Source organism: Edaphobacter sp. FHG110511_03 (assembly GCF_059115365.1).
The window spans coordinates 231,539-242,957 of record NZ_JBZYWL010000006.1 but is presented as its reverse complement, the minus strand read 5'-3'; the positions used below and the strand labels follow the sequence as shown (position 1 = coordinate 242,957).

Annotated in this window: 12 protein-coding genes; 4 read left to right on the top strand and 8 right to left on the bottom strand. The window is 53.2% G+C overall.

The window, feature by feature from the left end; genetic code table 11:
• Nucleotides 1-202 precede the first annotated feature (202 nt).
• From fliE to AC5S26_RS23420, 6 genes are all read right to left on the bottom strand, one after another.
• A complete protein-coding gene (gene fliE, locus AC5S26_RS23445) occupies nt 203-532 on the bottom strand; it encodes a flagellar hook-basal body complex protein FliE (protein ID WP_494187374.1) in 330 nt (109 codons plus the stop codon).
• Nucleotides 533-566: 34 nt separating this feature from the next.
• The gene (gene flgC / locus AC5S26_RS23440) at nt 567-1,064 is read right to left on the bottom strand and encodes a flagellar basal body rod protein FlgC (protein WP_494187373.1); all 498 of its coding nucleotides are present in this window, start codon (nt 1,062-1,064) and stop codon (nt 567-569) included.
• A gap of 2 nt (nt 1,065-1,066) precedes the next feature.
• On the bottom strand, nt 1,067-1,426 hold the full coding sequence (flgB, locus tag AC5S26_RS23435; RefSeq protein WP_494187372.1) for a flagellar basal body rod protein FlgB: 360 nt from the start codon (nt 1,424-1,426) through the stop codon (nt 1,067-1,069).
• A gap of 105 nt (nt 1,427-1,531) precedes the next feature.
• Nucleotides 1,532-2,776: a sigma-54 dependent transcriptional regulator gene (locus AC5S26_RS23430; RefSeq protein ID WP_494187371.1), complete on the bottom strand. Its 1,245-nt coding sequence runs from the start codon at nt 2,774-2,776 to the stop codon at nt 1,532-1,534.
• The gene (locus tag AC5S26_RS23425) at nt 2,773-3,003 is read right to left on the bottom strand and encodes a hypothetical protein (protein ID WP_494187370.1); all 231 of its coding nucleotides are present in this window, start codon (nt 3,001-3,003) and stop codon (nt 2,773-2,775) included. The genes AC5S26_RS23430 and AC5S26_RS23425 overlap by 4 nt, the downstream gene beginning before the upstream one ends.
• 5 nt (nt 3,004-3,008) lie before the next feature.
• Nucleotides 3,009-3,773 (bottom strand): response regulator transcription factor, encoded by a 765-nt coding sequence (locus tag AC5S26_RS23420; RefSeq protein ID WP_494187369.1) that lies wholly within the window; start codon nt 3,771-3,773, stop codon nt 3,009-3,011.
• A 221-nt stretch (nt 3,774-3,994) separates the two neighbouring features.
• Between AC5S26_RS23420 and lexA the strand changes: the two genes are divergently transcribed.
• From lexA to AC5S26_RS23405, 3 genes are all read left to right on the top strand, one after another.
• On the top strand, nt 3,995-4,600 hold the full coding sequence (gene lexA / locus AC5S26_RS23415) for a transcriptional repressor LexA (protein ID WP_494187368.1): 606 nt from the start codon (nt 3,995-3,997) through the stop codon (nt 4,598-4,600).
• 207 nt (nt 4,601-4,807) lie between these two features.
• The gene (locus AC5S26_RS23410) at nt 4,808-6,016 is read left to right on the top strand and encodes an efflux RND transporter periplasmic adaptor subunit (protein WP_494187367.1); all 1,209 of its coding nucleotides are present in this window, start codon (nt 4,808-4,810) and stop codon (nt 6,014-6,016) included.
• Nucleotides 6,017-6,214: 198 nt separating this feature from the next.
• Nucleotides 6,215-7,069 (top strand): DUF4097 family beta strand repeat-containing protein, encoded by an 855-nt coding sequence (locus AC5S26_RS23405; RefSeq protein WP_494187366.1) that lies wholly within the window; start codon nt 6,215-6,217, stop codon nt 7,067-7,069.
• A 67-nt stretch (nt 7,070-7,136) separates the two neighbouring features.
• On the opposite strand, the gene AC5S26_RS23400 is transcribed toward AC5S26_RS23405, so the two are convergent.
• Both AC5S26_RS23400 and AC5S26_RS23395 read right to left on the bottom strand, forming a co-directional pair.
• Nucleotides 7,137-7,688: an RNA polymerase sigma factor gene (locus AC5S26_RS23400; RefSeq protein WP_494187365.1), complete on the bottom strand. Its 552-nt coding sequence runs from the start codon at nt 7,686-7,688 to the stop codon at nt 7,137-7,139.
• Between the two features lie 47 nt (nt 7,689-7,735).
• Nucleotides 7,736-8,413 (bottom strand): HAD family hydrolase, encoded by a 678-nt coding sequence (locus AC5S26_RS23395; protein WP_494187364.1) that lies wholly within the window; start codon nt 8,411-8,413, stop codon nt 7,736-7,738.
• A gap of 130 nt (nt 8,414-8,543) precedes the next feature.
• Between AC5S26_RS23395 and AC5S26_RS23390 the strand changes: the two genes are divergently transcribed.
• Nucleotides 8,544-11,387, top strand: coding sequence for a hypothetical protein (locus tag AC5S26_RS23390; RefSeq protein ID WP_494187363.1), 2,844 nt, complete (start codon nt 8,544-8,546; stop codon nt 11,385-11,387).
• Nucleotides 11,388-11,419 lie beyond the last annotated feature (32 nt).

Genomic DNA, 11,419 nt, shown 5'->3' with positions numbered 1-11,419 from the left:
TCCGTCCGCTCGCTCTCATCCGTTCCAGAGTGGTGGTGTCCCCACAGCTTTCGCAATATTGGCATCGGAAGTCCGAATGTCTCATTGAGGCAACGAATCGCCGCCAGGGAGGCTCTTCGAACGAAGCTCAAAAGCGTTTGTCGATCCTTCTTACTACCAACACGGCAGAGGAGATCTCCTCTAACCTCTTTCGAACATCGCTCTAAAACTGCATGCCCATCATCTGCTGATATGCTCCCACAGCCTTATTTCTGACCTGAAGGGCCAACTCAAAGGCCATATCAGCCTTCTGAGTTGCAATCATCGCTTGGTGAATGTCCACGCCTTGCCCACTCAGCAACCCGCTCACCGTTGCCGAAGCCTGGTGATCGAGCGCTGCGGTCTGCTGTACCATCGACTGCAGCAACCCCGCGAACGGCGTCTCTGTCCCGTTTTTTTGATCCGTGCTCTTTGCCATGCTCGAGCTCTGGCCTGCCATTGAGCTGAACTCGTTCACAGCAGAAACTCTATTTCCCGTCAAAATGTCACTCATCCCTGCACCTCAAAGATAAAAATCAAAATACCAATTACTTCAGAATCTCCAACGATGAAGACACCATATTCTTCTCTGCCTGCACCGCTGACGCGTTCATACCATACGACCGCGTCGCTCCCATCAGGTCCACCATCTCAGTCAGCGGATTGATGTCGGGGTAGGACACATATCCGTCTGCTCCCGCATCTGGGTGCTGCGGATCGTACCGGCGTAAGGGCGAGCTTCCATCGGCGATCACTCCCGTCACCGCAACTCCTCCCGGAGTGTCGGTCGCAGCCGTCAGCCCTCCGCGCGACAAGCTCGCGCCATTCAACGAAGGAAGACCATTGCCGACAAGATGACTTACCAGCGAATGTTGAAATTCTCCTTCACCTTCGGCCGCAAAGACTACATGATGCCGCTGATAGGGGCCGCCCTCAGGCGTTCTTGTCGTCTCCGCGTTCGCCATATTCGAAGCCACTACCTCGGCTCGCACTCTCTCGGCTTTTAGCGCCGAAGAGCTCACATCCATCACTCCGAAGAGATTCATTCTTACTTCGCCTCCGCATGAATCGCACTCATTACCGTCGAGTACTCGTTCTTCAAGAGCTGTACGCCCAGCTTGAACTGCAGTTGCGCCTTCGCCAGTTGCACACCTTCGCGATCCATCGAGACGTTATTGCCATCTGGCCGTGAAACCAGGCCGCCTACCTCCGCCTCCTGCCCCTCAACCTGTCCAGATGCATTCGACAAATTCATCTGGCGAGCAAATTCGTGCTCAAAGTCGAAGCCCTTGGTCTTGTAGCCGGGCGTGTCCACGTTCGCCATATTTTCAGCCGTCAATTTAAGCTGCTCCGTCGTCAGGTCCAGGTAGCGCGTCAGCGCATTGCTCAAAGGTGTCGTTACCTGCATTGGCAAGGCCTCCACCTACTCTTATGCACCCCACGCGCCAAAAAAAAGCGCCCTCAGATGAGAGCGCTCTAAGCGATTGAATCAATCGACTATTTGTTTACGTTTTTATCTTGGTGTCCGCCGATAGCGAATCTCTTCGATGCCAATTTCCATGTTATCACCGGCCAAAATCGCCGCGCGCTCCAGCACATGCATCAGCTCACGAACATTCCCCGGCCAGGTGTGTTCCCGGAGTTGTTCCGCCGCGTTTTCCCTCAACCTCTTGCGCGGCATACGCTCTCCTAATTTCGCGAGGATATATTCGGCTAGAAGGCTCAGGTCTTCCATGCGCTCACGCAACGCCGGAACTTCAATAGGAAACACGGCCAGCCGGTGATAAAGATCTAATCGAAAAGCCCCCTCGCTGGCTCGCTTCTCCAGCGGTTGGTGGGTCGCTGCGATCACCCTCACATCTACGCGCGTCGTCTCGTTGTCGCCCACGCGTTGCAGTTCGCCGCACTCTAGAAAGCGCAGCATCTTTGCCTGGAGGGCCAAGGGCATCTCTCCAATCTCGTCGAGAAACAATGTCCCTCCATGTGCTGCTTCAATCCGTCCAGTACGCGACTGTACTGCTCCGGTAAACGCTCCCCGAGTATGCCCGAACAGCTCTGCCTCCAGCAGAGCCTCCGGAATCGCCGCGCAATTCAGGACGGCAAAAGGCTTGTTTGCACGATCGCTCAGACGATGAATCGCCTTCGCTACCACCTCTTTTCCCGAACCCGTTTCACCTTCGATCAGTACGGTCGTTGAGCGTGGCGCTACCAGCCGGATTAGTCGCGCCAGCTCGCGCATCGCAACGCTCTCGCCAATCATCTCCGGTAACATCGCCACCGTCACAGACGTGCGCGCCAGATCTCTCTCGATGATCCGCGGCGTAGATGGCACCATAGTGGGAGCTACGTTCCATGCCGCGGTATCATTGCCCTGCATGCCTTGGGCCTCGCGCAGGGCATGTAGCAGTTCATTGCGCCGGGGACTACGAACTTGTCCATCCGCGCTTCCATCCATCCGCATCAACTCCACAGCTGGATACAGCATACGAATCTGACCTGCGAACTCACTCACTTCGAGGTCTGGAAGCCAGCTGTCCACCAACAACGCCTCCGGCCGTACGGCATCCAGACGCTCCATCGCCTCCGCCCCGCCTACGGCTTCAAAGACCTCCCAACGCATCCCCGTCAATGAGATTTTTAGCCGCCCCCGCAATCCCGCATCTGCACTAGCCAACACGACCTTCCGCGTCGACACCGCGCCAAACAGCACCCCCGCTTCCACCATTCCCGCATTCGCAATCGCCATCTCGCTTATCATCGTCCTACTTCTCCCCGTCTCTCCATCGCCTGCAACATCTCGCGCATCGCTCCCACCTTCTCATTCACACGCGCGCACTCGTCTAAGGCTTCGCCAATCGCAGCTCGCATCGTCGAAGCCTCTCCGCTCAACTCTCCAAGCGCGAGCCTGCACTGCAACACCGTAAGCGGTTGGCATAACGCATGTAACAAACCATCCATTTGTTCCACAAGATTCTCGATGATCATCGCCTTTATCTCTGTTGAGCCCCGGCCCAGGGAGTCTTCATCGTGCAGATTGGCTCTCGGCCAGGCTGCTTTTTCTCGCTCCCCGCCCTATTGTTCATGCGATATCCCTCACCGCGCACCGTCTCGATCACGGCATGGCCCGCATCGTCCTCCATACCCACAGCCGCCAGCTTCTTCCTTAGATAATTTACGTAAACATCAACCACGTTGGTCCCTGCGTCAGGCGACATCTGCCAAACACCCTCCAGTAGCTCCGCCCGGCTGCAACACCGTTCCCGCCGCTGGATCAAATACTCGAGCAGACTGAACTCTTTCCCCGTCAGTTCCACCACCATTCCGCTCCGTGTTACCCGACGTTCCATCCGGTTCAGTTCTACGTCTCCATGGCGTAGCACGGGATCTGCAAACCTCTCCCGCCTCCGCAGCAAGGCTCTGCACCTCGCCGTTAATTCATGAAAGCTGAATGGCTTCAGCATGCAATCGTCTGCACCCAAGTTCAGGCATTTCACCCGCTCCTCAACCATGCTCCTTCCGGTCAGCACCAGAATTGCGGTCTCGTCAAAGCTCCCTTTCATTTGCTCAAGCACCTCGATTCCGTCTCTTTTAGGAAGACTCAGGTCCAGCACCATCAGATCCGGCCTGCGTTTGTGCATTTGTTCGAGCGCCGCCTCGCCGTCCCCTACCCACTCGACATCGTGGCCCTCCAGCTTCAACCCCTTCTGCAGAAACAGTCCCAAGGCCGTATCATCTTCCACGATCAAAATCTGCATGCTCATCTCCTGACACACCGCCATGAATCCTTTGGAACCTTGGCTGCGACGTTTTATTACCTTGGTTTATCGCGGTCTAGCTTTCAAGACTTCCGTGCAGTATTTTGCATACGTCATTTCAAAATGGGAATTTGTGCATCTTGGGGTTCCCTTTGGCGCAGAAGAAAATAAGAACCAAGATAGTTGCTTGCAATTCGCTTTTTATTCGCTACAATTTCCGCATGGCAATCACCAGGCGGCAAAAAGAGGTTCTCGACTTTCTCTCCGGTTTTACTCAAAAGAACGGGTACTCCCCGTCTTATGAAGAGATTGCCAGCGGTCTTGGCCTCAGCTCGCTCGCTACCGTCCATAAACATGTCACCAATCTGCAAAACAAAGGTCTTCTTCAACGTGCGCATAATCGCAGCCGTTCTATCGACGTACTGCCCACACGAACAGGCAAGCGCTCCGTTGACCGTCTTCCCTTGCTTGGTCGTATCGCTGCGGGTAGACCTGTCGAAGCTATCGAGACTGCCGAGAGCATCTCCCTAGGCGATATCATTGGCAATCGCGAGGTCTTCGCACTCGAAGTCCGCGGTGATTCCATGCGTGACGAGCATATTGTCTCCGGCGACTACGTCCTAGTCGAACGTACCCGCACTGCCCGTGAAGGGGAGATCATTGTTGCCTTGGTTGATGGTTCCGATGCTACCCTTAAGCGGTTCTATCGCGAAGGCAGCATGATCCGCCTCCAGCCTTCCAATACCGAGATGGCCCCAATTTTTGCTCCCGCCGCCAGTGTCAGTGTTCAGGGAAAGGTCCTCGGAGTTCTACGCAAGTACGTCTGAACCTTCATGACTGCTACCCTTCTGTCCTTTCCGACCCAATATTTCGCATTCCGCGACTATCATTTCTCTCCATCGACCTTTCCGATACGTCTAAAGTACGGTTCATGCCAAAACTTTTCCTCAGGCGATGGAACCGGCTCCTGTCCTCCTGCGTACCCTATCTTCGACACGATTCTTCTTAAATTAGGCTTCAACTGGAGCTAGACCTTGGCGACACAGCGAAAACAAAAGCGCAAAATCTGGATCTGGACCGGCGTCATCGGCCTGGTCCTAATCGTTATCCTCGGCGTAGCCGTCGCTGCTCGCGGAAACAGCGCCAAACTGGAAGCTTCCCAGCTTGCGAAAGCTGAAAAAGGCGACATCGCCAAGTCGGTCGTGGCCACTGGAAAGGTACAGCCCATCACCAAGGTAGAGCTCAAGTCCAAAGCCTCTGGTATCGTCACCCGCCTCGACGTCGATATTAACCAGCATGTTAAGCAGGGGCAGGTACTCGCCCAACTCGACCAGATCGAGATTCTTGCCCAGGTCAATGCCCAGAAGGCTCAGCTCACCGCTGCCGAATCCAATGCTCGCGCGGCGCTAGCCGCCATCGAGTACGACAAGGTCAACGCCGAAGCGCCCGACCTTCCCATGTACGAGCACACCTATAAGCGAAATCTCGAAATGTCCAAAGACGGTGTCGTCTCCCAACAGGCGCTTGACGACGCCCAGCAGAGGTATCTCGCTGCCGCTAACACCCGCGACAAGGCCGTCGCCCAGATCACCGTCGATACCTCCAAGCTTCACCAGGCTGAGGCTCAAGTCGCTCAGTCCCAGGCATCTCTCAAGCAGCTTGAGGAGCAGCTTAGTTACACCACCGTAACTTCACCGATGGACGGAGTCATCCTCTCACGCGACGTCGAGCTCGGCGATGCCGTCAGCTCCATCCTGGTTATGGGCTCCACTGCCACGCTCGTCATGACTATCGGGGATACCACTCAAGTCTATGTTCAAGGCAAGGTCGATGAATCCGACATCGGTAAGGTCTACATGGGCCAACCCGCACGCATCAAAGTAGAGTCTTTCAAGGATAAGACCTTCTTAGGCAAGGTCACCAAGATCGCTCCCCTCGGCGTTGAGAAAGATAATGTCACCACTTTCGAGGTTCGTGTCTCCATCGACAATCCTGGCGGCGAGCTTAAAGCCAACATGACCGCCAATGCTGAAATTCTCCTTGAAGAGCATAAAGGCGTCCTCACGGTGCCCGAACAATCTGTTATCTATGACAAGGATCGAAACGCCTCCGTCGAGGTTCCCGATTCTAAAGAAAAGAAAGGCCGTCGCAAGATAGCCATAAAGGCCGGGATTTCCAACGGAACCCGGACCGAGGTCCTGTCCGGTCTGAATGTCGGCGACACCGTCATCCTTCAGCAGTAGAGATTGACAGTATCAATACGCTAAAGCATCGTTCTTCTGAATGCAGCGAAGGACTCCTGTGTTTCAAGCGACGGGACAGAATATTCAGGCCGATATGTCGATGGCTATCCGACATTCACGTTGAAACACGCTTTTTATAAACAAAATCGGAACAAAGATTCACAAAGATTCGTAACCAATTCCATTGGAGGCACCACCATGAATGTACGTCCCCTCCTTACCGCTGGTATTTTCTTCATTGCCGCTACCGCCTTCGCTGCTGAAGGTAGCTTCGATCGCACTCTCAACGTGGGTAGTTCCCCCAACGTCTCGATAGCCACGGGTTCCGGCTATATTCGTCTTAAGCCCGGTTCCGATAATCAAGTCCACATCGTCGGTCGTATTCATAGCAGTAATAGCTGGATGGGAGGAGACGCGGAGGCTCGGGTCCGCCAGATCTCCAACAATCCTCCCATTGCACAAAATGGAAACGAAATCACGATAGGTCCCGAACATCACAATGGCGATCTATACCGCAATATTTCCATCGACTACGATATAACCCTTCCCAAGACTTCTAATATCGCCGCCACCACCGGGTCCGGCGACTTGACCATCGAAAACGTCGGCTCAACCCTCAAGGCGCAGACCGGATCAGGATCCGTTCATGCCAGCGGAATTCAGGGAACAGCGACACTCGGTTCCGGATCAGGCGACGTAGAACTCCGTCAGTCAGGTCCTGGCGACGTCCGCGCTGAAACCGGATCAGGCTCTCTTCACCTTCATGGTGTAAATGGGGGCCTCAAAGCCTCTACGGGCTCCGGTGATATCGATGTTGAAGGTCAGCCCGTCACAGACTGGAAACTATCTACTGGCTCCGGATCTATCCAAATGGCTCTCGGCAGCGGAGCTAAATTCAATCTCGTCGCTGATACTGGCTCCGGATCTGTTAATGTCTCTCAACCCATTTCCATGCAAGGGAGCCTCAACCACCATCACATCAGCGGCTCGGTCAATGGAGGCGGACCGATCATCCACGCCAATACCGGCTCCGGCGACATCACCATTCGCTAACCAACGAAAGAGATCTTACTCCAACACGAGGTCGTTGTTAGCACAAAGCCGAATTTAGCTGCTAAGACTAGTGGCGTACAGAGTTTGGCCGGCACGTGCAATCATGGCAGTTTGTCTGGGCACAGGAACCACAACGATAAAGAAGTTGTTTTCGAAGGGCCGTGCGAGCTCGATGAGCGCGCACGGCAGCGTTCCCCGTGGTAATTCCTGCTTGATGGGCGAATGACTTGAGGGGGACTTCGGCGAGATCGACCTTGTACAGGATCTCGCGATAAGCAGGATGAATTTCATCGAGTGCATCTCCCATACAGCCACAAGTACTTGGTGGTACCAGATCAGGCGTGGATGTTTGAGGCTCCAGCTCCGGTTGCCAAGACACGAAAGCGCGCGCTTCAACCTGGTGATGTCGATAATAATCAGTTAGCGTGTTACGAAGAATGCGAAAGAACCAGGCGTTAGCTGAATCTTCGTCTTTGAGCGTGTCGGCTTGGAGAACCGCTCGGGTGTAAGCCGTCTGAAGAATATCTTCCGCCGCCGCCCGATCATGAACTCTTCGCTCAAGGAAGGCAAGAAAACGGCGTCGCTGGTCGGTCAAGCTGACAATAACCATTGAGGACATAACGTGTCTATTGGATGCGTCAGGATAGCTTGAAGAATGTCACATCTCTAAAAGTGATCGAGCAGCTCGTAAAATGCAGTCAGCTCAAGTAGATGCTGTCCTAAAGGAGGCTGCCTCACCGCTTCGCGTTCGAGAATCCAGGTAAAGTTATGAGGAATGAAGACCGCATGCAATCCTGCATTGAGCGCAGGATTAATATCGGAGCGGGGACTGTTGCCAATCATCCAGGTATTGGCGGCATGGCATTGGTGGTGAACTGAGAGAGTGGAGTATGCCTCATCATGCTTCTCGGGCAAAACTTCAACAGCCGTAAAGTACGGAACAAGACCAGATCGTTCAAATTTTCCGGTCTGTTCGACAAGATCGCCCTTTGTGACGAGGATAAGACGGTGGCGCGTTGAGAGCTCTGCAAGAGTCTCAGCGACTCGGGGAAGCAACTCGACCCCGTGATGCGCAATGGATTCTGCAAAGCTGTGTATCCGTTCTTTTTGCTCATCGCTAACGGGGGCTCCAGAGAGCTGCTCGAAACAATCGACGAGTGATCGACGGAAGCTGCGCAAGCCATAACCGTGAGCAGAAATGGTTGCATGTTCACACTGATTCAGGTGTTCACGAACTTCATCAGGAGTGTGGGTCTGGTGGTCGAGGTAAGAGATGAACGAGGCGACTGCACGCTCAAAATAGATATTGTTCTCCCATAGCGTGTCGTCGGCATCAATCAACAAAGTATTACCAGGAGGTCGTCGAGATAGCTTGAAGGAATCCGTCACATCAGGATTATAGCTGTCATGCTGTGACAATGATCTAACAGCTAGATCTCGTCCATGCCGGTCTTATTCTTATTACGGGGGGCCTATGCTTTCAAACAAAGTCATGTATATGGTTTTGCTGAGTTTGAGTGTCGTAAATTTTGCGTTTTGTCAGAACGCGACGCAGCCAAGTGTTGGGCGTGAATCAACTGGCGATATCAAGATCCCTTCGCTTTCCGCAGAAAATGCGCAGACACCATTTGCCGCTATCCGCAGCGAAGGAACTCCGGATGAGATCGTATCCTTAAACTGCGTCGCACTAATCACAGCAGTGAAGATCGAGAACAATGTCGCAATATTTAGGGGAATCAATCATCTTGCAACGGGACAGGAGATTCTGGTTTCGAAGCTGAACCGTGCTACTTACCTGAACGGCATCACCCTAAAGGTTCTGTCGGCGACTCCAGACACCTTCACCACTTCATTTACACATGCCAATGTCCCGACTATCCGCGATGGCGGGACAGCTTTGCGCATGGATTGCGGTGCGAAAACCACCTTCCGCAGCGATCAAAGAATCCAGATCTTTCATAACAACTTTAATTATTTTCGGCAGCATCTTTCCTCCGATATTGAGCTCTCTAGCTACGATCATTTTCTTCCTGCGGAGCAGGATGCACACTACTCCTTTTCAACCTTCAGTCAACCAAGCTACAGTTGGGGCAACAATGGTGGTTGGGGTGTTCAAAAAGACCATTACGGTGAAGTTGTCTTCAACAGCCGCGGTATTGCCCAGGAACGAAATCTGTGGTGCCATAAGCATGCCGTTGGAGATGTTGCGTGCGGTGACTATATCTATGCATTCACCGACGGCGGAAGCACGGCACAATCAGATGAGGGCTTCACGGTCGATACGCGGGAAGGGGGAGAAACCGACACCTATTTTCATGGAACCGTTGGCAACGGAGCGTCAGCCGGCACAACCATTCTTCCTGTAGTTTTTGCTTCCGGCCAAGATGCCACGACAGATGGTGCATTTCTTCTCGATATTTCAAAAGGGACTGTCTCAGGCACTGTGTCAGGAGAGGATTCAATTGTCCCTGGAACTTCAGTTCATACTCTGCCAGTTGCAATTTCCGGAACAGCGCATATTTCACTATCGACGGGAATCGGGATTATCCAGACACCGCTGCCTATCATTGCTATTGCCAATATTCCGGAATCAATTACGTTGGATGTAAGCCTCACGAAGGGCGCCTTCAAACCTGGGGTAGCCTGTCTTGCAGGTGGCTGGTATCCGGAGCAGGTTTCAGTGACTGCGGTTTCTCTACCGAAAGGGGATACCCAACAGGTAACGCTCATTCACAAAAATCCGAATCCGACGGCATCAACTGACGCAAACAACCCATCTTCGCTTTGGCAAGGTGGCCTTTGTGGTAGTTATCTCAGCCTGGACAGAAATCTGGCACGAGACGGATTTCGAACAAGCTATCCGGTGGTCGGTACGCCCGATTCCACCCACATCGCCTATGTGTGGAACGTCAACGGCTCAGTTCGCCAGAATGGGTTAAAGCTTTACTCCGCACCCGTCCCTTTGATCAAGCTTGCTAGAAAAGACGGTGTCGTGACTGCACTATTTGCTAAGCCCAATGCATCTTTCATTTATAACCAGGCCCCCTCTGTAGTAATCGCCGATGCGAGCGATCCCAGTTTCAATGGCACAGTATCGATGCCTGCCTATGAGAACGGACAAAACATCTCCCTAAGCTGGAGACAATCCGGTCCGGATGCGACAGTTGCTTCAGCCACAATCGATCTCCCCTCAAGTTCCTACGGGTTTCACCTCTATCCCGGTGCAGAGATCCTGGCGCCCCGGACGCCTGACGGCGTTCCATTGGAGCCAAACAACGTTGCCTGGGAATCCGGCGATATCATCGAAAATCCACATAACCCCAGCTTCCAGATGCGTTTCAGAATGAGTGGAGTTACGCAGCATACCCCACCGTCAGGTGGAGATTCCCACGCCGAGCTATGGGCTTTTCTGGGAGCAGGAATTTCATCCAACTTTCGTCCATCGCGATGGATCAACAACAATCCATGTCAGATGTATGTAGGATGTGGCGGAACCTTGGATCCGATCACCTGGATCATCCATCGCGGGCCATATTCGATTCTTCACCGAGTCGATAGTTCGCCAATGAACGGTGGCACTCTGTTCCGGATCGGTTGCGATTCATTGGGATGCGATCACCCCGCTCCATACACATTATTCGTAATGCAAAACGGGTACATCGCCTACGACCCTGCAACAAGTACTGTCAGTACAGCCGCCTTCAAGACAAACACGATCTCTGCAAAGAAGCTGGAAGTGGAAAACGCCAGTATCGACAAACTATTACTCCCAAAAACACCAGACAAGGGCTCCGATTGCCTCGGAGTCAAAGACCATGTTCTTGTTTCAGGGGGCTCACAAGCTCACGATACACCCTGCATTTCTTCAATCAACTGGCGGGGAGGTAGTGGGTTGACGGTGCAGCAGTCTGGCAGCGCAACGCAACCCGTCTATACCATTGTTCCAGAGGCGGGTTACTACATTCCAAAACTTGGCAGTCAGCCTGCTTCAGCGAGCTCTGCCGCTGGTTCTTCTATTTCTCCGGCTACACTCACCCTGGGAGCAGCCAATACGTCCGGAAGTGTTAGCTGTGCCAGTGGGTATCACTGTACTAGCGATCATGGACGCATTGAACTTGTTGCGACCAGGAATTCCACAGTAGGAAAAGTTGCTCGAGTGCAGACGAAGCTCGTGCAAGGGCAGATATGTACAGCCACACAAAACGGCGGAACATCATTTTTTGGAATCGGTAGTCGTGGAGAAAGTACGACAGGTTTTGACATAACCTCCGATGTGGCTGTTTCGGGAACGATTCTTATTGATTACTTCTGCCACTAGGACTCCCTGAGGTCGATCACGCTACTCCATTA